General features: G+C 31.7%; 20 protein-coding genes. 8 read left to right on the top strand and 12 right to left on the bottom strand.

The window, feature by feature from the left end; translation table 11 throughout:
- Positions 1-29: 29 nt before the first annotated feature.
- The 9 genes from oraE to JG780_RS04420 all read right to left on the bottom strand — a co-directional run bounded on the left by oraE (position 30) and on the right by JG780_RS04420 (position 10,020).
- Complete coding sequence (gene oraE, locus JG780_RS04460) at positions 30-2,222, bottom strand: D-ornithine 4,5-aminomutase subunit OraE (protein ID WP_287569341.1); 2,193 nt, start codon at positions 2,220-2,222, stop codon at positions 30-32.
- Positions 2,215-2,589, bottom strand: coding sequence for an ornithine aminomutase subunit alpha (locus tag JG780_RS04455; RefSeq protein WP_287569340.1), 375 nt, complete (start codon positions 2,587-2,589; stop codon positions 2,215-2,217). The genes oraE and JG780_RS04455 overlap by 8 nt, the downstream gene beginning before the upstream one ends.
- Entirely contained in the window at positions 2,579-4,006 is a 1,428-nt protein-coding gene (ortB, locus tag JG780_RS04450) for a 2-amino-4-oxopentanoate thiolase subunit OrtB (RefSeq protein WP_287569339.1), read from the bottom strand. The genes JG780_RS04455 and ortB overlap by 11 nt, the downstream gene beginning before the upstream one ends.
- Entirely contained in the window at positions 3,999-4,307 is a 309-nt protein-coding gene (gene ortA, locus JG780_RS04445; RefSeq protein ID WP_287569338.1) for a 2-amino-4-oxopentanoate thiolase subunit OrtA, read from the bottom strand. The genes ortB and ortA overlap by 8 nt, the downstream gene beginning before the upstream one ends.
- A 12-nt stretch (positions 4,308-4,319) precedes the next feature.
- Entirely contained in the window at positions 4,320-5,327 is a 1,008-nt protein-coding gene (ord, locus tag JG780_RS04440; RefSeq protein ID WP_287569336.1) for a 2,4-diaminopentanoate dehydrogenase, read from the bottom strand.
- Positions 5,328-5,564: 237 nt separating this feature from the next.
- Positions 5,565-6,932: a GntP family permease gene (locus tag JG780_RS04435; protein ID WP_287569335.1), complete on the bottom strand. Its 1,368-nt coding sequence runs from the start codon at positions 6,930-6,932 to the stop codon at positions 5,565-5,567.
- A gap of 16 nt (positions 6,933-6,948) precedes the next feature.
- Entirely contained in the window at positions 6,949-7,953 is a 1,005-nt protein-coding gene (gene pdxA / locus JG780_RS04430) for a 4-hydroxythreonine-4-phosphate dehydrogenase PdxA (RefSeq protein WP_287569334.1), read from the bottom strand.
- 12 nt (positions 7,954-7,965) lie between these two features.
- Positions 7,966-9,249 (bottom strand): four-carbon acid sugar kinase family protein, encoded by a 1,284-nt coding sequence (locus tag JG780_RS04425; RefSeq protein WP_287569332.1) that lies wholly within the window; start codon positions 9,247-9,249, stop codon positions 7,966-7,968.
- Positions 9,250-9,261: 12 nt separating this feature from the next.
- Positions 9,262-10,020, bottom strand: coding sequence for a DeoR/GlpR family DNA-binding transcription regulator (locus JG780_RS04420; protein WP_287569330.1), 759 nt, complete (start codon positions 10,018-10,020; stop codon positions 9,262-9,264).
- Between the two features lie 126 nt (positions 10,021-10,146).
- Here JG780_RS04420 and JG780_RS04415 point away from each other — a divergent pair, with 126 nt between their 5' ends.
- Positions 10,147-12,087: a S9 family peptidase gene (locus JG780_RS04415; RefSeq protein WP_287569329.1), complete on the top strand. Its 1,941-nt coding sequence runs from the start codon at positions 10,147-10,149 to the stop codon at positions 12,085-12,087.
- A 27-nt stretch (positions 12,088-12,114) separates the two neighbouring features.
- Here the strand turns inward: JG780_RS04415 and JG780_RS04410 are convergent, their stop codons facing one another.
- From JG780_RS04410 to JG780_RS04400, 3 genes are read right to left on the bottom strand one after another with little or no spacing between them, the layout of a single operon-like run.
- Positions 12,115-12,771, bottom strand: a complete 657-nt coding sequence (locus tag JG780_RS04410; RefSeq protein ID WP_232618081.1) for a DUF1175 domain-containing protein — start codon at positions 12,769-12,771, stop codon at positions 12,115-12,117.
- The gene (locus tag JG780_RS04405; RefSeq protein ID WP_287569328.1) at positions 12,689-13,063 is read right to left on the bottom strand and encodes a hypothetical protein; all 375 of its coding nucleotides are present in this window, start codon (positions 13,061-13,063) and stop codon (positions 12,689-12,691) included. The genes JG780_RS04410 and JG780_RS04405 overlap by 83 nt, the downstream gene beginning before the upstream one ends.
- 31 nt (positions 13,064-13,094) lie before the next feature.
- Positions 13,095-17,009, bottom strand: coding sequence for an MG2 domain-containing protein (locus JG780_RS04400; protein ID WP_287569327.1), 3,915 nt, complete (start codon positions 17,007-17,009; stop codon positions 13,095-13,097).
- 335 nt (positions 17,010-17,344) lie between these two features.
- Here JG780_RS04400 and JG780_RS04395 point away from each other — a divergent pair, with 335 nt between their 5' ends.
- The 7 genes from JG780_RS04395 to JG780_RS04365 all read left to right on the top strand — a co-directional run bounded on the left by JG780_RS04395 (position 17,345) and on the right by JG780_RS04365 (position 23,189).
- A complete protein-coding gene (locus tag JG780_RS04395; RefSeq protein ID WP_114702915.1) occupies positions 17,345-18,658 on the top strand; it encodes an ABC transporter substrate-binding protein in 1,314 nt (437 codons plus the stop codon).
- A gap of 71 nt (positions 18,659-18,729) precedes the next feature.
- Entirely contained in the window at positions 18,730-19,596 is an 867-nt protein-coding gene (locus tag JG780_RS04390; RefSeq protein ID WP_114702914.1) for a carbohydrate ABC transporter permease, read from the top strand.
- Between the two features lie 10 nt (positions 19,597-19,606).
- Entirely contained in the window at positions 19,607-20,440 is an 834-nt protein-coding gene (locus tag JG780_RS04385) for a carbohydrate ABC transporter permease (RefSeq protein WP_012579683.1), read from the top strand.
- Positions 20,441-20,648: 208 nt separating this feature from the next.
- A complete protein-coding gene (locus JG780_RS04380; protein ID WP_004104412.1) occupies positions 20,649-20,852 on the top strand; it encodes a hypothetical protein in 204 nt (67 codons plus the stop codon).
- Positions 20,846-22,510, top strand: coding sequence for a LytS/YhcK type 5TM receptor domain-containing protein (locus JG780_RS04375; protein ID WP_287569325.1), 1,665 nt, complete (start codon positions 20,846-20,848; stop codon positions 22,508-22,510). Before JG780_RS04380 ends, JG780_RS04375 begins: the two co-directional genes overlap by 7 nt.
- The gene (locus JG780_RS04370; protein WP_287569324.1) at positions 22,507-22,665 is read left to right on the top strand and encodes a hypothetical protein; all 159 of its coding nucleotides are present in this window, start codon (positions 22,507-22,509) and stop codon (positions 22,663-22,665) included. The genes JG780_RS04375 and JG780_RS04370 overlap by 4 nt, the downstream gene beginning before the upstream one ends.
- 8 nt (positions 22,666-22,673) lie before the next feature.
- Positions 22,674-23,189, top strand: coding sequence for a LytR/AlgR family response regulator transcription factor (locus JG780_RS04365; RefSeq protein ID WP_287569323.1), 516 nt, complete (start codon positions 22,674-22,676; stop codon positions 23,187-23,189).
- Positions 23,190-23,409 lie beyond the last annotated feature (220 nt).

Raw genomic sequence — 23,409 nt, 5'->3', positions numbered from 1 at the left:
TTCTTTTTTAGAAACCAGGCACTTTTAATTTATTTACCTTCTTTTTCCTTTAATTTTTTAACTATGAAGGAAGCTACATGTATTCCCTTTGTTCCTCTTCCAAATCCAGCATCCATACCGTTTTCAACTGCAAGATCGTTGTTTATCTGCGTCCCACCAGCAATAATAAGGACTTTATCTCTAATACCCTTTTCAATTGCAAGTTCGTGAAGTTTTTTCATGTTTTGGACGTGTACATCGTTGTGAGTAATAATCATTGATGCAAGTATTGCTTTTGCACCTGTTTCAATTGCTGCATCAATAAGTTTTTCTGGAGGTACACTTGTTCCAAGATAGGTATATTTAATACCGTACTTTTCAATTCCCCCATGTTTTATATCCAAAATTTCCCTTAATCCAACTGAATGTTCATCGTTTCCAACAGTTCCAGCTACAACGTGTATTGGGTTATTTTTTACATATTCAAATATTTCTTCTTCTGGAAGTGTTTCAGGTTTTTTTGGAATTTCAAGTTTATCAACTTTAATTTCAAATGGAACCTTTGCTTTTACTTCAATGTATGTACCTTCAGCTGGGTGTAATACACCTTTGTGAATAACTGTTGGTTCTTCAAGCCCAAGTTTTTCACAAAGCTTAATTGCAGCAGCTTCTGCTAATTCTTCAGGAAGAGCAAATGTCATATCAAGTTGAATCCATCCATCAGAATACCATTCAACTTCAGGCTTTATAACATTTCTTTTTTTCATATCACGTATTTTTTCAAGTCTTAAATTTACATTATCTGTCTCGTCAAGTTCATCGATAAATTGAATTTTTTCTGGGTTATGTAATGTACATCCACCAATTAAATCACAAGGTTTTTCGATGCCTTCTGGAAGGTTATTGTATCCAAAATGCTCACATACTGGTGCCATATAATCTTCATCTCTTGGAACAACTGAACCAGCAGCAATTTCTCCATCTTTCTTTCTTGCAATTCCATCCCCAACTCTTTCAGGGTAGTATCCGTTATCAACAAACATACCTGCTTCAAGTGCCTCAAAATAGCCGCCCATTTCAAGAATTTCTTCAAGCATTAAAATTGCACGCATTTTTAATTCTCTAACTTTTTCCCTTATTTCTTTTTCGTTTAATTTTATATACTTTTTCATTCCATCAAGTGCAACAAGTGTATGTTTTGCTGTTTCTACCCCACGGATTGAATTAACGTGCCATGGGACATTTCTACCTTCATCTGGTGTAATTGTTGATTGTAAATCGGCAGATGTTAATCTTGAAATAAGTGTATTTAATACATGAATCCTTGTTGCATCAAAAAGGTCTGATTCAATGTATCTTGTGTTCATTTGAGCTCTAAATCTAAAACCATCAAATAATTCTCTTAATGCTACAGCATATGGAAGGTTGTATCTAAATTCTGGCATAGGAGATACAACCGGTGGAACTGTTGAAAGGGCAATATATTCTTTTTTCATTCCTGCTTTAAGCGAGTACATACAATTTATACCGTGTTGTACAAGAAGCTCTGGCATAACTGTCCAGGCAAGTTTGGCTGATGCATTGGCGTTATGTGCTCCATCAATCTGAAGCATATTAACAGATGCCATGATTTTTTTTGCAACAGCAGCGTCAACAAATGACCTAATTGGATTTATACCCCTATATAGTACATTGTATTGCGGGTCTTGGTGAGCTCCATTTACTCCTTCTTCAGCAAACAAAACAGCAATTTCAGGCCCTGCAACACCTGAAACATAGCTATGGAAATTAATTGGGCGACCAACTTCTTCTTCAATTAAATCGAGTGCTTTTCTTGTAGCTCTAAGTTGTTTCCTTGTAATTGGTATTCCACCGATTCCTTCGGGTGTTCCTTCAATTAATCCATCATAATGTGATTGGCCAAGGGTACGAATGACCATAATGTGGTCTGCACCATGCCATGCAGCCATTCTCATTCTTCGTATATCGTCTTCAAACCTTCCAGAAGCAATTTCAGAAGTTATTACAACCTCAGGTTGTGGGTCAATTCCGCCAAAATAATGTGCTGCTGGAAGTGGTATGGAATTTTTTAAATTTTCACTTACTTGGTAATATTCATATTCTCCTATTTTTGCTCCTTCTGGAAGTCTTTTTCTCCAGGTCCAACCTTTTCTTCTTGGCCTATATTTATCAAGGTCTTTTAAAATTTCATCTATATCAATGGGTTTTTTTGGATCAAGCATTCTTTTTCACCCCTTTAAATATCCTATCTACATCATCCCAGTATTTTCCTTCAATAAGGGCTCTACCTGCTTCAATGATATCTAGATTTTTTTCTTTAGCTATTTTCCATACAATGTGTCCTGCACCTTTTGAAAGAAGTCCTCTCTGGAAAATCATATCAACAAGTTTTCGAGCTTCTAAACTATTGAATCCCATTCTTAAAAGAACCGATCTTTCAACAGATGGTGAAGTATGTGTTTCAGCTAGCTTTATTAATGGATCTACCACTTTTTCTACCAAATGCCAGAAATATTGATTTAATTCATCATCTGTCATTTTTTGTAGGTGTTTACTTCTTTCTAAAAAATCATCTTTTCTAGGCTTCAATTAATTCACCTCCAAGTTCTTTAATGTACTCTTTTATTTTATCTTCAGTTGTATTGGTATCTTCTGCCATGAACGATACTTCTTCTTTTGTAAATTTGGTTTTTTTGTATCTTTTCATTACTTCTTTTACATAGCTTTTTCTTATATCTTCCATATTAAATTCAATATATCCAATTTGAGAAGGATGCTCAGGAATTACTATTCTTTTTCCTGGAAGGTCTTCTTTAATTGGATCTCCTCTTTTAATTTCCATTCCCATTTTTCTTGCAAAAGTAAGTTGGGCCGATGGAAGTTTTCCAGCACCTGTGTATTCAGTTTCATTTACCACAATTACCTTGTCATCATCCATTTCAAGAGCAAGTGCAAAAGCAGCTGCAAGAGAAGTATTTCCAGCAGGGCCCCTTTGCATTCCCTCAAGTTGGGCAAGCATTTCAGTAACGTAGAATACTTCACCCTGACTAACAAGAAGGTATCTATCCATATATCTTAACGCCCTTGCTGCGTTTTTTGGAACGTCCGACCTATCCGGGAAAGTTGCAAATGGAATACCAAAACCTGTATGACCAGTTGTAAAATATTTTTTATTAAAATCGTTATCACTTGCCATGTGAAGGCCTTTTAAATTTACGCTTGCACCAATGATTTGTGTATCAACTGCTCCAGCTTTTTTAAGGCCTCTTGCTGTTCCTGTAAGTATTCCACCACCAGCATGTGTAATTACAACAGCATCTGGATATTTACCAGTCATTTCTTTTGTCTGAATGGCAATTTCATATCCCAGAGTTTCAACGCCAGCAATAGCATATGGTGTGTAAAGTGATGCATTGAAAAATCCTGTTTCTTCTAAAAGGACTAGAGTATAATAAAAAAGTTCTGGGCCTACAGTAAGTTGGACTACTTCAGCACCATATGCTTCACATGATCTTGCCTTTTCAAGTATTTCAGGTTGGCCAATCCATCTACTATCGTAGCATTCTTGTGCAATTATACATTTAAGTCCTCTTTTTGCTGCTTGGGATGCAACAGCTGCTCCATAGTTTCCACTTGTTGCAGCAATAACTCCTTTGTATCCATGTTTTTGCGCATGGTATACACTAACTGATGCCCTTCTATCTTTGTAGCTTCCAGAAGGATTTGTTGCCTCATCTTTAATAAATATTCTTGCGCCTTTTCCCTTTGGAGCAATTTTTTTAATTAATCTATTTATTTGTTTTAATTCAACAAGTGTTGTATTTCCAACACCAGTTTCTTGTTGAATTTCTCTAACCTTTTCAAGCGAATATCCAACTTCTTGCATCATTTTTTCATAGTCAAAAACAAGTTCTCCTATCATATATTTTTCATAGTCAATACCAACAGCCCTTTTCATGATTTCATTTTTTCGTGCAATAACTGCATCGTATGATAAATCACGCATCGCTATCACCTTCTAAAATCTTTCTTAGTTCAATGCCTATTGTTATAAGTTCTGGCACTGGTTCACCAAAATCGTGATCGTATTTTGGATTAATAGAAACAAGTATTCCTGAAACTCTTCTTCCAATGAGTGTTTCAATTTCTACTTCATCTCCTATTTTCGCTGTTTCATTAATTAAAAATCCCTTTACTCTCATTTGAAGAGGGACTTTTTTTGTATCTTCAGGAAGTGGGGCAGTTCTTTCTTCAGGCTTTAAAAGGGTTTTTTGAATTTGAACCCAATCTCCCTTCTTAGCAATCATATTTTCACCTTCTTATTTAATTGATAGAACTGACCTTGGAACTGGTAAATCAGCCATTGTTTTTAAACCAGGTTCAGCGTTAATTACAATTGGAATCATATTTGTTGCAATTGCAATTGTTGCTTTTCCACCAGGAATTTCAGGTTTTATTGCAAGGTTTATATTTGGATCTCCGTATATTTCAATATAATCACCTGTTTCAACACCTTCAAGATGTGGATGAATTTGTTGAGGATGCTGCATTTCAATAACTACTTCATCACCAATGTAAGCCTTTGCTGAGTGGTTGCAACCAGCAACCATACCAGGTTCAACCTTTACAACAGGTGTTTCCCTGTGTACTTTTGAAATAATTGGTTTTCTTTCTTGTTCTATCTTTGTAATGTTCCAACCAAGCGCCCTTGCAATCATTGCTATACTTTGTGGAAAACCTATATGTCCAACGATTGTTCCCTTCTTTAAACCTTCTTCAAATTCTTCAGGTGTTGTTCCAACGCCTTGAGTTTCCATAACTGTTTTTCCAAAAGGAGATAAATCGTTAATCCTTCTTGCAACAATCTTATCAACCCTTTTACATACACCTGTAAGGGCTATAATAAGTGTATCTAAAACAAAGCCAGGATTAACCCCTGTACCAAGAACTGTGACACCATATCTTTTTGCAAGACTATCTAAATATTCAGCTTCTGTTTTATGAGAATCAAACGGATATGCCATCTCTTCAGCAATTGTAACAACATTTGCATGGTTTTTGACGGCATATTCGATTTGTGGTAGAACGTCACTTACAAAAGATGAAGTTGCAATAACTACTAAATCTGGATTAACTTTTTCAATTACTTCTTTTGAATTACTAATTTTAACGCCAATTTTTCCAATATTTAAAAATTCTCCTACATCTTTTCCCAATAGGTCTGGATTTAAATCAATTGCACCAACAAGTTTCATATTTTTACTTTCAATAATATTTTTTGCAATGCCTCTTCCCATTGCACCTAGTCCCCAACTAACTATTCTCATATCTTTTACCTCCTTATTTTTCTAATCCTCCAAATTAATGTTATCACGCTTTTTAAAAGTTTTCCATCTTGTTTAAATTGAATTAATTTTGCGTAAAATTAATAAAGTATGAAAATTAAAATTAAACACGGTTTTATATAAGTATGCATGAGTATGCAAACTTATGCATTATTCAATAAATTTTCAAATAAAAAAAGGGGCTTAAAAGCCCCTTTTAAATTGACAGTTTTTAAAAAATTACACAAACAAACTAATAACTAATAATTCAACTAAACCAATACCCCAAGCAATAGTAGTTGTAATTGACCAAACTTTAATTTGTTCTTTTGTATCTTCAATTCCCATCATTCTATTAACAACCCAGAAATAACTATCATTGAAATATGAGAAGAACAAAGAACCTATACTAGCAGCTAAAGCTGCAAAAAGTGGATTTATACTAAGATTTGCAATAATAGGAGCACTTATAGAAGCTGCAGTAATCATTGCAACAGTACCGCTACCTTGTACAAATCTAACAAGTGTAGCAATTATAAATGGTAATAAAATTGGAGGAAGAGAAGTTTTAGAAATAGCTTCAGCAATTACAGTTCCAATTCCGCTATCTCTAAGAACCATTCCTAGAGCTCCTCCAGCACCTGTAACAAAAATTATAATACCAGCTGATCTGATTCCTTTTTCTAATTGACCAAGAAGTTCTTTTCTTTCTACTTTACCAGCAAGTCCATAAATGGCGATTAATAGACCTATTCCAACTGCAATTACTGGAGAACCAACAAAACCAAAAATTTCTTTCCAAACACCTGATACACCAACTAGTTTTGCAATATTTTGTATAAGAATTAATACTATTGGAACGATAAGTGGGGCAAATGAAGCAAAAGGTGAAGGTAAATTTTTATCTGCTTTTCCTAATTCTTTATATTCAATTTTGGCATTTGAAGGTCTTACCCAACCTTCTCCATTTTCTGCTGGGATTTGATAAATTCTTTTACCAAGCCAGTTTGCGTATAATAAGCCTCCAATTAACATTGGAATTGCTAATACAAGGCCCCAAAGGATCATTGAACCAACACTAACTCCGAAAATCCCTGCTACTCCAACAGGACCAGGAGTAGGTGGTACAAGAGAGTGAGTAATAACTAGACCAAGTGCCATTGAAACTCCAAGTGAAATAATTGATTTTTTAGTGTTTTTAGAAATAGCTTTAGCCAATGGGAATAAAATAACGAAACCTGAATCACAGAAAATAGGAATTGAAACTACAAAACCAGTTAAAGCAAGAGCAACTTCTTCTTTTCCTTTTCCTAACCACTTTAAAAATGTTCTAGCCATTGTTTCAGCTGCACCAGAGATTTCAAAAATACGACCCATCATAATTCCAAAACCAATAATGATACCTATACTTCCCAGAGTACCTCCAAAACCTTTTGTTATAGAATTTACTACAGAACTTGGTGGTAAGCCCCCAATAACCCCTATTGCAGCAGCAGAGATAATGAGTGCTGGGAATGGATGGATCTTTGTTTTAAGAATCATTACAAGAAGCAAGATAATTCCTACAATAAGACCAAAAATAAGCTGCCCTTCGTTAACAGCTGTCATGTTTTACACCTCCCATTTATTGGATAAAATGAATAGAATATTTAGCAGCCAATTTGATAGCTTCAAACATACTTGTTTCATCAGCTATTCCTTTTCCTGCTATATCAAAAGCAGTTCCGTGGTCAACGGAAGTTCTTAATATTGGCATACCCAATGTTATAGAAATTGTTCTCTTAAAATCAAGGGTTTTTGTTGCTATATGTCCTTGGTCATGATACATGGAAAGGACAGCTGAAAAATTTCCTTTTCTTGCAAGATAAAAAATTGAATCTGCACCTATAGGGCCAACAACGTTGTAACCTAATTTTTTGGCTTCTTCAATGGCAGGAATTATTTCTTCAATTTCTTCTCTTCCAAATAGTCCTTCATCTCCAGCATGTGGGTTTAAACCGGCAACACCTAAAGGTTTGTCTGTTGATATTCCAATTTTTTTCAAAGCTTCGCTACATCTAATTATGTAATCTAAGACTCTATCTTTTTTAACTAAATCACAAGCTGTTCTTAAAGAAACATGTCGTGATAGGAAAAATACCCTCATCTCATTTTCTATTTCAAACATTGTTAGTGGGTCATTTGAATGGGTAAGGTTTCCAAAAATTTCTGTATGACCAATAAAATTAACATTTGCTTTTTTTAATGCAACTTTATTAATTGGAGCAGTTGCAACTGCAGCGACTTTTTTATGCATTGCAAGTTCAATTGATTTAACTATATATTCGTAAGATGCTTTACCTGACATTGCACTAACTTCTCCAAATTTAAGTTTTGAAACGTCAACATTGTTTAAATCTATCATTGATAGCGTTCCATATTTATAAATTCCTTCGTCTGGCTCATTAATTGATTTTATTTCTAGATCAAGTTTTAAAAATTCAAGGTTTTTTTCAATAACACTTCTATCTCCTATTATTAAAGGTTTACAAATCTCATAAATTTCTGGATGAGTTAAAGATTTTATTACTATTTCCGGACCAATACTTGCAGGATCTCCCATGGTTATAGCTATAATTGGCTTTTTCAAAAACAACACCTCCTAACTCATTTTTTGCAAATGACTAATGCAAAGATAAATTCCCTTTTCATCACCAATCATCCCACCTTTAGTTGCTATGTTAATTTGATCAGCTATACCATTAATTATTTTTCCTGCTACTGCTAATGGCAAAATTTCATCTAAAAGTTCAACACCATGGGCTTCTAATTTGTTCAACAACGCTATCGTTGTGTCTCCGCCACTTGAGAAAATTCCGTGAAAAGTTAGATTTGAATTAATTAACTTGTGAGCAATTTCAGCAAGACCAGTATTAATCAAAACAGATAGATTTTCAACACTTTGATTTAATTTTGATGATAAAAATTGTAAATCTAACTTTTCATGGTTAATTGTTGTAACACAAATTAAATTTTTTTCATCATAAACTTCTATAGTTTTTTGGAATGCTCGGTTTATTTCTTTCTCTCTTTCATTTTCTGATATAAGTTTTTTTGGATTTACGTTAATAATCTCAAGATCGGGAATTTTTATTTTTAAGAAGTTTAATTGTTTATAAGTTGTATCAGTAACACTTCCTATTACCATCAGAATTTTTTTGTCGTTTTCGTTTCTTCCTTCCATTTGTTTTGCCAATGAATAGGTAAAAGGACCAGGATCAACAGAGAAAAATTTAATATTTAAATTAATCCAAATTCTAGCTATTTTATCTATATCTTCTTCATCTGTGGCATCAAATACAAAAATTTTATAACCTTTATTTAGATGTTCTTTTAGAGTTTTAATACAAATTTCATCACTTTGGCTTAAAAAATCGATAGGAAAGTGGATGGAAGGTTTTTGAGATTGTTTTTGTAAGATTTCCATTACAGAGGAAGTTTTTACTGGAGCTTTGGGGTCTTTTGCAGCTTCTGTTTTATGTAAAGGAATGCCATTAACTAAAAGTCTGCCTCCTATGGTAATTCTTCCAGAACTTGGAAATGCTGGTACCATAACAGCCACAAAGTCTTTTAAACTATCTAAAACAGCATCAATTTCAGCTCCTATATTGCCTCTTAATGTACTATCAATTCTTTTGTTAATCAATTTAAAATTCTTATTTTTAATTTGAAATGCAATATTTGCTACAGCCTCATATGCTTTTTCTTTTTCTATTCCCCTACTTTCGGTTGATATTGTAATAACATCATAATCTGGAAGATAATTTTCAATTTCATGTTGTTTTTCCTTTTTAAGTGATAAAGTTTTTAAACCTAATTTTTTTAAAAGTATACCGCTAGCATTTGCACCTGTAAGATCATCAGCTATGATAAAATATTTAGCCATTTTCTCACTTCCTTATACTTTTATTAGATTAATTGGCAAATTAATAATTTCATTGTATTCTTCTTGAGAAAAAGTTTTTCCGGTAATTACTGCATCAAGATCTTCTAATGAACAAATTGAATAAAGAGAATCAATGAAAAATTTTGTACTATCAGCTAATAAAATAGTTTTACGTGAGTTGTTGATAATTTGTTTTTTTAAAAGGCCTTTTTCTGGGGTTGGAGTAACTACTTGCCATTTTCTATTAACTGCTGAAGTACCCAAGAACGCTATATCGAAGTGTAATGATTTAACAAAATCCAGAGCTAAAGAACCTAAAACACTTCCTGTTTCTTTTTGTATTTCTCCGCCAAACATAAAGACTTTATTTTTAGATTTTGAAAGAAACAAAGCAATGTTTAAATCGGAAGTGAACACTGTTAGATTTTCAAATTCTGTTAGTAATTTAGCTAATTCATAAGTGGTTGTCCCAGCATCTAAAAAAACAGTTAAATCGTTTGAGATAAATTCCAAAGCCTTCTTTGCTATTTTTTGTTTTTCTTCAATGTTAGTTTTTTTCTTACTATCATATGTGATTTCTTTTGATAAAGATTGATGTAAGAAAGCTCCTCCGTGAGTTTTATAAACAATTCCTTTCTTTTCTAAAATGTTGAGATCTCTTCTAATTGTCATTGGGGATACTTTTAATTTTTCAGCAAGAGAATTAATTTTTACATAACCATTTTTCTTAAGTTCCTGAAGTATTTTTTCTAATCTTTCAATTCGAAGCATAATATCACCTTGTTATTATTTGTTAATTTTTGTTTGATTTTGTTATTTTTAACATATTATACATTTTTTTTGATATCTTTGTCAAGTTAGAAATATTTTTGTATAATAATATGGGGAGGGATGAATATGGAAAAATTATCTATTAATGATTTATTAAAATTTAAATTTATTTCAGGCCTTTCTTTTTCGCCTGATGGAAAGTTCCTTGGTTTTGTAGTTCACAAAATGAATGAAGAGGAAAACAATTATGTTTCAAATATTTGGGTTTATAACACAGAAAGTAAAAAGGCATTTCAACTTACAACCTTTGGTCAGGAAAGTAGTTTTATATGGCTTGATAATGAAACAATTCTTTTTCCATCAATTAGAGATGAAAAAGATAAAAAAAGAAAGGAAAATGGAGAGATATTTACTGTATTTTACAAGATTAATGTAAATGGTGGAGAAGCTGAAAAATATTTTGAAATACCACTAATTGTTAAAAAAATTAAAAAGCTCGACAGTGAAAATTTTGTAATTCTTGGTGAATATAATATATATGACAACGACAAAGATTACATTATCTTAGATGAAATACCATTTTGGTCTAATGGTGCAGGTTTTACAAACAAAAAAAGAACCAGGTTATATCTTTTCAATTTAAAAAATAAAGAAATTATTCCAATATCTGGAGAGTATGAAAATGTTTCACATTTTGATATTGCAAAAAATGGAAAAAATATATTATTTATTTCAAATGAATATAAAGATAAAATGGAGATACGCTCAGACTTGTTTATATATAACCTAGAAACCAAAGGAAAAGAAAAGCTAACTCATGATGATCCATTTAGATATGCATACGCTTACTTTTTAGATGATTCAATTATATTTGCTGGAAGTGACATGAAAAATTTTGGAGTAAATGAAAATCCAAAATTTTATCTTCTTGATCCAAAATCAAAAAAAGTCACATTATTAACTCCTAATTTTGATTTAAGTATAAGAAACAGTGTCGGTTCAGATTGCAGATATGGTAGTTACAATAATGCTGCTGTCGACGAAAATTACCTTTATTTTGTAACCACTGAATATAGTAGTTCCTACTTAAATAGAATAGATAAAACTGGTAAAATAGAAAAACTTACAGTAAATGGTGGCTCAATCGATGGATTTGACGTAAAAAATGGAGAAATTTATTTCATTGGCCTAAAAAATTTTAAATTGCAAGAAATATACAAGCTTGAAAAAGCAGAAAAACAAGTAACGTTCTTTAATGAACGGCTTGTAAATGAAAGAAAAATATCAAAACCAGAAAAGTTTACATTCACTAACAAAGATGGAATTGAACTAGAAGGTTGGATTATTAAACCAGTAGATTTTGAAGAAGGAAAAAAATATCCTGCAATATTAGATATTCATGGTGGTCCAAAGACTGTATATGGAGAAGTTTTCTTTCACGAAATGCAAATATGGGCAAGTGAAGGCTATGTAGTTATGTTTACAAACCCAAGAGGAAGCGACGGAAGAGGCAATAAATTTGCAGATATTAGAGGCAAATACGGCACAGTAGACTATGAAGATCTAATGAGCTTTGTAGATGAAGCATTAAAAAGATATCCATTTATCGATAAAGAAAGGTTAGGAGTAACTGGTGGTTCATACGGTGGGTTTATGACAAATTGGATAATAGGTCATACAGATAAATTCAAAGCTGCTGTATCTCAAAGAAGTATTTCTAATTGGATATCTAAATTTGCAACAACAGACATAGGTTACTACTTTGTAGCAGATCAGCAATCAGCTACCCCATGGGACAATTTTGAAAAGCTCTGGTGGCATTCTCCTATGAAATATGCAGATAAAGTTAAAACTCCTACACTTTTCATTCACTCAGATGAAGATTATAGATGCTGGATTGCAGAAGCAATTCAAATGTTTACTTCTCTCAAATATTTTGGAGTTGAAAGTCGTCTTGTTATTTTAAAAGGCGAAAATCACGATCTTAGCAGAAGTGGAAAACCAAAAAACAGAATAACACGCCTAAGAGAAATAACAAATTGGTTTAACAAATATCTAAAAGAGTGATGCATTCGCATCACTCTTTTTTTACAATCAATCATTTAAAAATTTTAGCCTAAAATATCCCAAAAACGCCTTATTAAGCCTTATTGGCCGCCATGTCATATCCCCAAGCATCATATCTTCAAACCTTACATATCTTATCTCTCCACCTGGTCCTGTATGGTAAACAAAACCATTTGTTGTATAAATCATTACATGAAATGGAAAGTCTGGATCTTCTGGGTGAAAAAAGAAAACTAGGTCGCCAACTTTTGCATGCTTTTTTTCAAAAGAAACAAATTCAACGTTATACATTAAAAGATTGTAAGCTGTAACATACGGCACAAAATCTTTTCCGTCAAAAAAGATATTAACTGAAAGTGGAGTATCAGGATAGTTGTATTTTTTAACATCCTCAAAAATCGGCCCCCTGTATCCTGTTTTTTTTATCCAGTTCATGTCATGCTTTTTTAATGCCTCTTTTAATGAATAAAATACAAAACCAGCACAATCTTTTGTTTTGAACGAGGGGTGCTCATTATCTACGTTGTCAAGGGCAATCGAGACAAACCAGAGTCTAAAATTTAAACTATCATTCAAGTCTAATGCAAGCTTTGAAAATCCTTCATTCATTCCAATGGGAAATAATAAAGTTGTGCAAATTGCCATCAAAAACATTAAGAAAATCTTCAACTTCTTTTCTATCATATTCTCTCAACCACCAATATATCAAACCTTCCTGGTATTTTTCATCTAAACCATATAATACCCAATGCAATAACTCATGAAGTAATACTTTCTCATATACTCCTTTTTTCGTCAAGATATTTATCGGTTGCAAAATTATCTTAAAATCAAAATATACTCCTCCAATGCTATAAGGCATTCCTGTAATTTTGTTAAATTCCTGCAACGACCTACTTTCAAATATAACAACAGGTCTTTTAGGAATTGTAATACTTGCCTGGCTTAAAAATTCATCTAACTTTATTAATACCAAATCTGGAATTTGTTTTTCAAACAAAATTTGACTATTTAATAACAAAGGTATCAATATGAGAGATAGCGTAAGTATCCTCGTAGTACATATTGTAAACGTACGTAGGCTTTTTAATATATTTTCCACTAGAAGTCACTCTCCAGTAATATGTAAGTTTTCCAGGAGTAAGGTATCTAATAAAAAATGCTACCCTATCTTTTTTTACATCCCTATAGCTGTACCATATATTATTATCTTCATACCATCTATACGAAAATTTACTGTAATACTCCGGTGTTTTTTCATAGTAATATTTATTAACCTGTGCACATGCAGGAAGATATTCTTCAACCACTAAATATTCTCCTGTACCATCAATGGTAATTTGCGTCTTTAAAAAATCGCCTTTTTGAATTTCAAAATTATCATTTTCCACAAATTGAATTTCATAGTATCCTTTATCAAAACTATACTCATTTCCCACAAATTTAAACGGTCCTTCTACAACCAACTTCCCATTTTCAAAAGAAAGTGGAGTGCCTTCATTCAACAACATTGATATTTCTCTAGGCACTTTTGAAATCTGTACAAGTGTTGAATCAAATAATTCCATACTAATTGGGATCCAACTGCTTTCCACTGGTAAAAACGCATCGATATACTCTCCATCGAATAAAAATTCATACCTTTTAAAAATTTCTGTTTTTAACTTTATTCCATGATATTGATCTTCTTTTTCAATTCTCTCAGTTTGTTTTACTTCAATGAATCCTTCACCACTTACAATTACTTTTCCACCTTCACTTTTAACTGTTATATCACTCTTTATGTCTTTAAAACTATCACTCTCAAGAATTGCAAGAATAGAAGCAGCTGTATCTTTCGTCGAATACCAGAAGGGACCGTTCTTTTTCGAAAGAAGATAATTTACCATTTTTTCTCTTAAATCCGGATATTTTTCTTCCAAAGACAGAAGTCTTAACGCATAGCTTGTAAGATATACCGAAGAATAAAATCCATTCGACTCTATATATGCAAAATTTTCTCCAACTTTTGCATATTTTAAAACTTTTTCTGGGGTGGTAAATATTTCATCAATAATATTTTTTGATTTAAAGTCTACTTCTTCTCCGTATAACTTTAACACAAAAACTGCATATCCATTTAACTCTTGTTTTTTTAGATAACCTATTGCTTCATCCAAAGAAACTTGTGGAAAGTAATATCCATTCTGTTTTGCATAATATAATCCTTCTAAAACATAGCTAGTCATATAAACGTCACTTTTATCATTAGACCACCAACCCCAACCACCATCTCTGTGCTGCAGTTTTAAAATTCTCTGAAGCCCCTTTAAAACTATGTCATCAATGTCTTTTCTTTCCAATATTTTCTTTGCAACCAAAGCTGGATAAAAAGAACTCATAGTCTGTTCAGTACAACCGTAAGGATAAGTTATCAAATTCTCAATAGATTCAGCAAGTAAATCTTTTAAATTATTTATAACCTTTATATCTACATCTTTTTCAAACTCCATTTTATCTTTTATCCTTAAAACTTTGCTTGATACTTTTTCAATATAAGCTGCATTCACAGGCACTTTAATCTTTATAGCGTCATGTTCATCATTCAAAGATGCTTCCAAAATAAGATCTACATTTTTTCCACTAACACCCTTAAGTGAAAATGGTATTCTTAAATCACGTTCTATATTAAAAACACCACTTTCAAAAGTTGAAGTTGCATTTTTAACATTCAATTTCACCTCAACTTTTCCTGATTTTCCGGTATAATTTTTTACATAAATTACACAATCTGGTTGATCATTATTTGTTAAAAATTCTGGAACAAATAATTTCACCTCAAATGGCTTTGTAACTACAAACGTTGCACTTCCTTCTGCAATGTAGTCACTTGAGATTTCATATGCTAGAACTCTCCATTTTGTTATACTATCTGGTACTTTCAAGGTTAAATTTTCTTCAAAAAGATTAGGACTCCAGTACAAAGTTTCCGGGAAATACTCTCTAATGTTTTTTTCTTCCGATTCCTTCGAACTTGCAAATATATGCTTTTCTTTTTCATTCTCAAATCGGCTTAGATAGTCTAAATAAATATATTTCGAAGATTTATAGACTTCAAAAGTTGAATAATAAAGTCTTGGATATAAGTCGTTTATAATAGAACCCCTATCAGACAAAAGATAGAGACCTTCATCGGCAATGCTTACCACTTTTAATGATTTTGAATCTTTAAAAGAAACTTTAGCAATTTCACCTGGTTTATAAATATCCTTATTTGTCTTTATTTCTAATTTTCTTACCCTATCATGCAAAATATTTATCTTTATATTATCATTAAATTTTAATCCATAATAAGAGATAAAATATCCATCTGATATTTCTTCTTTTGGAATACTAATCTCTACACTTTCCAGCTTATTATCTATGATCTTAAACACATCAATATTTGTACCACCGGCAACTAACACTCCAACATCGTCTTTCGGCTCTACCGTTATTTTTACCTTTCCGCCTGGTTCTATACTATCTCTATCAACAGTTAATATTCCTGCATTGCTTTCTCTGTATCTTTTAAATACTAACTTTCTTTCCTTTCCAAATTGAACTTCAACATACCATGTATCTTTTGGCAAATTCAAGAAACTTTTTCCATCTAAAACTGTTACATATTCTTCTTTTTCGTTTATTTTAATCAAAGCAACTCCATTTAGTGGCGTGCCTGAAAGATCAGTTATGTACAAATTCAACTTATTGTTGTTTATCTTTGCATCTATACTTACATTATCTTTTTTTGCATCTATAAAAACTTGTTTTTCATATTGCCTTCCTGAATCATCCACTACAAGAGACTGTATACGATAATATCCACCTTCTTTTAGATATAATCCATACAATGCCTGTCCATTTTCATCTGTTACTGCTTTAGTTTTATTAATCAACCTACCATCTCTAAACGCATAAAAAAGAACTTGAGCCATTTTTACTGGATCTCCATTTAAATACCTTGCAGAAAGTTTTACGTTAACAGTTTGTCCTACAATAGATTGTGTGGCAGAAGGGGTAAGCTCTATTGTGTAAGTAGGTTTTACATAATCTTGCAATAAAAAGTAGTGATAACCTAAAGCTTTTCCCTTCTCTTCTATTGTTAATACATAATTTCCAGTTATTATCTCATCTGTTGTCTTATATTCAAATGATACTCCTCCAAAATCATCCGTATTAAACTCTTGAGAAAAAATCTCATTTGAAAATGGATCTCTTAAATGGACTAATATTTTCGACGAATATGGAACGTATTTACTACCTTCTCTTTTAAATAAATTAACCCTAAACCTTAACACATCACCAGGTTTATAAATAGGCTTATCTGAGAACACCAAAACCTTTTTTTCTGAATAAGGATTGTATGCAGAATACCTTGAGATAAAGACTACGTTGTTTTCATAAAAAAAGACTTTTCCTTTGTATTTTTCTATATCAGCTTTAAAAACAGGTCCTGTAATACTCCTTAAAAAGTCATCATCAAAGTAGAAAAGCCTATTTACAAATTTTCCTTCTTTTAAATCATACACCGAAAAATAAAATTCCTTATCACTGCTTGCTACAAAGGCTTCATAGTTTGTAAGAAAAAATAAATTGGAGACATATTTATCTTTTCCCTCCAAAACAACATAATATGCCCCTGGACTTTGTGGAAGAATTATTGAAAACACTTTTTCATCAGACTTTTCAAGCAAAAATCTTACTGATTTTCCATCTTTTAAATTCTTTTCAAATATCTCTTTAGTTATATCAAACTTGTATACTCTTACTGAAACAGGCTCATCTGAATAAAACGATATAGTTCTATTTGGATAAAGTAAAACATCTGGTGTTCTAAAGTAGCTAAAAGAAAAAGAAAGTACTATGGTTGTTAATAAGAAAAACACAAAAAATTTTTTCATATTATTACCCCCACTAATGTGATTATACAAAACAATTATACATCACTTTAATAGAAAAAATTAATTTTGTACCTTAATATATCTTAATATTTCCAAAAACAAATTAAATATACATTTAATAAAATCTTTTTGAGAAGTTCAAATCTAGTTACTTTATATATTTAAAACCAGATTAATTTTTATGTAAATTAGATATTGTTGCTCTCTTTTAATTATAGTTTATTATTATCAATATTGTTTTTATAACTTTTAGTTTCTGTAAAATTCATACTTTTTCTTATTAATTTAAATTATTGTATAATTAATCCGCAACTTAAAAAAAGGAGGGATTGAAAATGAAAAAGCTGTTGGTTTTAATTCTTGTAGTTATAAGTATACTCAGCTTTTCAAAAGTAACTATTGAATTTTGGCATGCTATGAGTGGTTGGAGAATTGAACTTCTTGAAAACATGGCCAAAGAATTTATGGCAACTCACCCAGATATCCAAGTAAACGTTCAGTACACAGGATCTTACAGAGATACATTCAACAAAACAATTGCAGCTGTAAAAGCTGGGAATGCACCACATGTTGTACAAATATACGATATAGGAACAAGAGCTATGATCGATGGAAACATAGCTGTCCCAATAGGAGATCTTATTGCCAAAGATCCAAGTATTGATTTAGGAGCTTTCTTACCTCAAGTTCTAAATTATTACACAGTTAACGGAAAACTCTATTCTATGCCATTTAATTCTTCAAATGCTATTTTATTCTACAACAAAACTTTCTTTAAAGAAGCAGGGTTAGATCCAAATAGACCACCAAGAACCTTCGACGAATTAATTGAATATAGCAGAAAATTGGTCAAAAAGGACAAAGATGGAAATATTATAAGATATGGTTTAACTTGGCCAACACACTCTTGGTTCTTTGAACAACTTATGGCAGTTCAAGATGCACCACTAGTAAACTATGACAATGGTAGAGGAGACAAAAGACCTACCGAGGCTGTATTCAACAGTCAAGCAGGTAAAAATATTTTCGAACTATTAGCAAAGATGACTAAAGAAGGATTATTAATAAACACAAAGAGAGAAGATTGGAGCGGGGCAAGACAGATATTCCTCTCCGGTAAAGCTGCTATGTTACTTTACTCAACTTCAGATGTTAAATTCATAACTGATACCGCAAAAGAAAATGGTTGGGAAGTTGGCACTGCATTCTTGCCAAAACCAAGCCTTTCTATCCAGGGTGGTGTTGTAATAGGTGGAGGTTCACTCTGGATTCTTAAGAACCATCCAAAAGAAGAAATCGATGCTGCATGGGAATTTGTAAAATGGATGACAGAACCTGCACAACAAATTAAGTGGCACCTTGAAACTGGTTACTTCCCTGTAAGGAAAGATGCATTAGAACAACTTTTAATGGAAGGATTCTACGCTGATCATCCAAATTACTTAACAGCAATATTCCAACTCCTTCTTTCAAAACAAACACCTAATACAAACGGTGCAATTATTGGAGTGTTCCCAGAAACAAGAGAAATTATAGAAACAGCATACGAGAAAGTTATAAACGGTGAAATGACAGTTGACCAAGCTCTCAATTGGGCAGCTGATCAAGTTACAAGAGCATTGAAGAAATACAATAGGCTATATGAATAATAAGTTCTTTTATTAATTTTTAGTTGCGCCTCCTTTTTGGAGGCGCTTTTATAGAAATAGGAGGTGTTGTCTTGAGAAAACTAACACCATATCTTTTGTTAGTTCCAACCTTTTTAATAATCATTCTTTTTATTTATTTTCCAGCCTTTAATTCTTTTAAATTGAGCTTCTTTCAAGAATCTTTCTTTGGTGATAAATCTATTTTTGTTGGACTAGACAATTATATTGATTTATTTACCGATAGTGAGTATTATAAAGTTTTAAGAACAACTTTTATCTACTCACTTTCTAGTGTTGGTATTACTATATTTCTTGCATTTCTAATAGCACAACTATTAGTTAAAAACTTACCTGGTACTAGAATTTTTAGAACTTTAATGTTCTCACCATATGCAGTTTCACCAGCAATTTCTGCAACCCTTTGGTCAATGATGTTTACTCCAACTGCAGGTCTTTTGAGCTATCTTTTTCAAGTTATCTTCCATATAGACGTTGACTGGTTAACAACTGTGCCATATGCTATGATCGCATTAATAGCAGCAACCGTGTGGAAAATGCTACCATTTGATCTGATCTTTTACATAGCTGCTCTCCAAAATATTCCAGATTCAATCTTAGAATCTTCCCTCATCGATGGGGCAAGCTCTTGGACTAGAATGTGGAAAATTAAATTCCCACTTGTAACTCCTATTACCTTTTATCTATTTATAATGAACTTTACCACAACCATGTTTTCCTCTTTTGGAATTATAGATATTATGACTCGAGGAGGCCCATTGGGAAGTACAACTACAATGATTTACAGGTTATATCTGGATGGATTTGCTTTCCAAGACAACGGCCTTGCAGCTGCTGAATCAGTAGTAATGTTTGGTGTAATGTCAATAATTACATATCTTTACTTTAGATTTGTTGAAAAAGGTGTACATTATCAGTGAGGTGATAATTGTGAATAGAAAAAATAAAGTTTCCTTTATTATTTCAGAAATCATTTTAATCTTGGTTACAATTATTATGTTTTCTCCAATTTTCCTTGCTTTTATGATGAGTTTTATGACTCCTGCTGAAGTATTTAGCTTTCCTCCAAAAATAATACCAAAAAGCTTATATTGGCAAAACTATAAAGAAGCATTAAGACTTGTGCCACTAGGAAGAATGATAATTAATTCTGCTATAGTAGCTTTGTTTATAACCCTTGGAAAGCTAATAACCGGGATTTTAGCAGGTTATGCTTTTGCAAATTTTAACTTTAAAGGCAAGAAAGTCGCTTTTGCTACCTTGTTTATTACACTATTTCTTCCAGCTGAAACAGTAATGATTGTTCCTCTTTTCTTGTTAATGAAATCTCTGGGATGGGTAAATACTTATTATGCTTTAATAATCCCATTTACTGCAAGTGCTACAAATACATTTTTAATGAGGCAACACTTTAGAACCATTCCTATGGAATTAAGTGACGCAGCAAGAATAGATGGCGCAAGTCCAATGCAATACCTTTTCAAAGTTTTACTTCCATTATCAAAAGCTATGATCGGAGGAGCTGCATTAATCAACTTTGTATATGCCTGGAACATGTATCTGTGGCCTCTTGTTGTTACAATGGATGATAAAATGAAAACAGCACAAATCGGAGTAAAAATGTTAATTGATGCAGAAGCTGCAAACAACTGGGGAACAATTATGGCAGGTACTATGATTGTTCTTGCACCTACCCTTTTAGTATTCTTCCTCATTCAAAATCTATTCGTTAAAAGCCTTGTTAGCAGCGGTCTAAAAGGCTAATTTATACCTTATCAAAGATAATAAAAGGAAAATATTTACAAATAATGGAAATTCCTGTAAAATACAGGAATTTCCTTTAATGTTTTTTATTTGATACAATATAAGCTGGAAATAAAAACAAAAAGGATGTGATAACATTAAAACTCTCATTTTATACGGTACTGCTTTAGGGGTTATCGATATAAGGGGCATTAAGAAAGTTTTGAACATGTATGAAAAAGTTTTAATATATACAGCTAAAGAACCGCAAGGAAAAGCTAAAGAAATGCTTAAAGACCTTAAAAATGTTGAAGTGTTCATAACTTTAAACTTTTACAAAGATGCAAAGGTGAAAGCAAAAAAACTTGGCAATTGCGAGTTAAAAGATTTAGGAGATTTTGGTGAAAGGGCGATGATGAGAGATCCATGCTAGAAAATATAAGTTTAATTTTACTTGAAAGGGTTTCCTTAATATTGGTAATTACATATATAACTTTTCAAAGTTATTTTATCAAAAATATTTTTGGTAAAACCTTAGTTGCAAAAAATAGACTTGTTTTAGGTATTATCGGAGGATTTTTAGGAATCTTAGGAACAGTTTTTGGAATCAGATATAATGGTGCCATAGTCAATTACAGAGATATTGGAGTTATTTTTGCAGGAATGCTAGGAGGAATACCTGCCGGTTTAATTGCTGCTTTAATATCTTCAATTTTTAGACTCTTTTTAGGTGGTATAACCGTTATTCCATGTTTTCTTGGAACAATAACCGCAGGAATTATAAGTGGCTTTATCTCACATCTTTATGGAAGAAAACACTTTACATTCGTTAGAACACTCCTTTATACTGTATTAATTGAAATCGTACACCTTACATACGTTTTGGTTATGGTAAAACCATATTCTCTTGCCTTTGATATAACATTTAAAATACTTTTCCCAATGGTAATAACAAATTCTCTTGGTGTTTCTTTTTTAAATTACATGATTAAAAATATAGAAGAACAATTGGAGCAAACAGCAGAAAATACAATAAACTCTATATTTGTCATAATGGAAAAAAGTTTAAGTTCTATTGAAGAAGGTTTTAACGAAAAAAACGCAAAATTAATAGCAGAGACAATATTAAACAACACAAATTTTGATGCCGTAGCCATTACGGATAAAAATAAAATATTGACTCATGTAGGCATTGGTAGTGATCACCACGTTACTGGAATGAACATACAAACCAATGCAACAAAAAAAGTAATTGAAAGCGGACATGGTTTAAAGGTTGTTGGAAAAAAAGGGATCAGTTGCTCTGCTTACAATTGTCCGCTTTATTCTGGAATAATAATCCCTCTAACGGATTTAAATAATGAATTAATTGGAACCTTGAAATTATATTATTCAAAAAAAGGCGAAATTAAAAATTCTGACATAATCTTTGGAAAAAAACTTGCTCAGACATTATCACTAATTATTTCATTGGCTAGAGTTAATGAAAGTTTAAAGCTAGCAACTGAAGAAAAACTAAGAGAATTAATGTCTAACTTAAGCCCTCACTTTCTATTTAACACACTAAATGCCATAAAATATATCTCAAAAAAGGAACCTGATAAAGTAAATTATTTTATTGACAACATCTCAGAACTATTAAGATATACCCTATATGAAAACAAAAAATTTGTTTCTTTAAAAGACGAAATAAAATTCACAACTAACTATTTAGAATTAATGAAATTAAGGTACAAAGATAAATTAAGTTATGAAATAACGGTAAACGTTGAAAATACAATAAAAATTCCACCTTTTATACTACAACCCCTTGTTGAAAACTCTATAAAACACGGAATGAAGGAAGATGAGTTGATAATAAAAGTAAACGTTGAAAGCATCGATAACTATGTAAAAATTTCTGTTGAAGATAATGGTAAAGGTTTTAAATCTTCAAATAAAAAAGGAAAAGGGCTTGAGCTAATACAAAAAAGATTAAAATCAATATACGGTGAAGATTATAATTTTTCTATAAAAAACGGAATCTTTGGTGGAACAACAGTTGAAATAAAAATTAAAAGCAGTAATATAAAGGTTGGTGAAGCTGTATGATAAAAGTAGCTATTATAGACGATGAATACTATGCAAGAGAAAGTTTGAAAGATCTAATAAATGAAATGACAGATTTTGAAATAGTAGGTTGCTTTGAAAGCGTTGAAGAGTTTTTAAAAAATAAAAAAATAAAAAAACTGATGTTATTTTTTTAGACATTGAAATGCCATCTATAAACGGCATTAAAGCTTCAAAGTGCCTTGATAAGTACGAAATAGTTTTTGTTACTGCCTATTCAGAATACGCCGTTGAAGCTTTTGAGGTTAATGCCCTTGATTATTTAACAAAACCTGTGTCAGAAATCAGGTTTCTTGAAACTATAAAAAGAATAGAAGAAAAATTACGCACAAAAAATATTATTAATACGATTGCTGCAGAAAACAACAATGAAATAATTTTTTTAAGCTTTGATGATATACTATATTTTGAATATTTTGATAAAAATATCTTCGCAATTACAAAAAACGATGAATATGTAATAAAGCATTACAAAAGTCTTGGAAGTTTAGAAAAAGATCTTCCACAAAACTTTGTTAGAATCCACAAATCATATATCATAAATCTCAACTTCATTGAAAAATTTATTAAAGAACCTATCTCTCTTGAAATGAAAAACAAAAAATTACTTCCTATAGGAAAAACTCACCTAAAAGAAGTTAAAAAAATCCTAAAAATATAACCTTTGTCAAGAAAAATCAATATCTTTTGCTCCTAAAAAATGGCCGTTTAGGCCATTTTTTTTAACGTAGAAGATTAAACCGCCTATTCTAATGATAAATTAGATTTTGGAAAACCATTAGAGTGGACTGAACCCAAGAAAAGGAACGAAATAAAAAACACCCCCGGAAGTGATAAAATATAACTATCTAGGGGGTGTTTTTCATTGGCAAAGAAAGGGC

This window comes from Thermosipho sp. (in: thermotogales), assembly GCF_020054775.1.
Taxonomy (GTDB): domain Bacteria; phylum Thermotogota; class Thermotogae; order Thermotogales; family Fervidobacteriaceae; genus Thermosipho; species Thermosipho africanus.
Note: the sequence above shows the minus strand (reverse complement) of the source record. Positions and strands in the feature narration are given on the sequence as shown.

Coding starts and splice junctions, on each gene's coding strand:
- ord (WP_287569336.1), bottom strand. CDS start 5,327: ATGAGAATAGTTAGTTGGGGACTAGGTGCAATGGGAAGAGGCATTGCA.
- JG780_RS04370 (WP_287569324.1), top strand. CDS start 22,507: ATGATAAAAGTAGCTATTATAGACGATGAATACTATGCAAGAGAAAGT.
- JG780_RS04380 (WP_004104412.1), top strand. CDS start 20,649: ATGTATGAAAAAGTTTTAATATATACAGCTAAAGAACCGCAAGGAAAA.
- JG780_RS04395 (WP_114702915.1), top strand. CDS start 17,345: ATGAAAAAGCTGTTGGTTTTAATTCTTGTAGTTATAAGTATACTCAGC.
- JG780_RS04425 (WP_287569332.1), bottom strand. CDS start 9,249: ATGGCTAAATATTTTATCATAGCTGATGATCTTACAGGTGCAAATGCT.
- JG780_RS04435 (WP_287569335.1), bottom strand. CDS start 6,932: ATGACAGCTGTTAACGAAGGGCAGCTTATTTTTGGTCTTATTGTAGGA.
- ortB (WP_287569339.1), bottom strand. CDS start 4,006: ATGCGTGATTTATCATACGATGCAGTTATTGCACGAAAAAATGAAATC.
- oraE (WP_287569341.1), bottom strand. CDS start 2,222: ATGCTTGATCCAAAAAAACCCATTGATATAGATGAAATTTTAAAAGAC.
- JG780_RS04375 (WP_287569325.1), top strand. CDS start 20,846: ATGCTAGAAAATATAAGTTTAATTTTACTTGAAAGGGTTTCCTTAATA.
- JG780_RS04420 (WP_287569330.1), bottom strand. CDS start 10,020: ATGCTTCGAATTGAAAGATTAGAAAAAATACTTCAGGAACTTAAGAAA.
- JG780_RS04410 (WP_232618081.1), bottom strand. CDS start 12,771: ATGATAGAAAAGAAGTTGAAGATTTTCTTAATGTTTTTGATGGCAATT.
- JG780_RS04415 (WP_287569329.1), top strand. CDS start 10,147: ATGGAAAAATTATCTATTAATGATTTATTAAAATTTAAATTTATTTCA.
- JG780_RS04365 (WP_287569323.1), top strand. CDS start 22,674: ATGCCATCTATAAACGGCATTAAAGCTTCAAAGTGCCTTGATAAGTAC.
- JG780_RS04400 (WP_287569327.1), bottom strand. CDS start 17,009: ATGAAAAAATTTTTTGTGTTTTTCTTATTAACAACCATAGTACTTTCT.
- ortA (WP_287569338.1), bottom strand. CDS start 4,307: ATGATTGCTAAGAAGGGAGATTGGGTTCAAATTCAAAAAACCCTTTTA.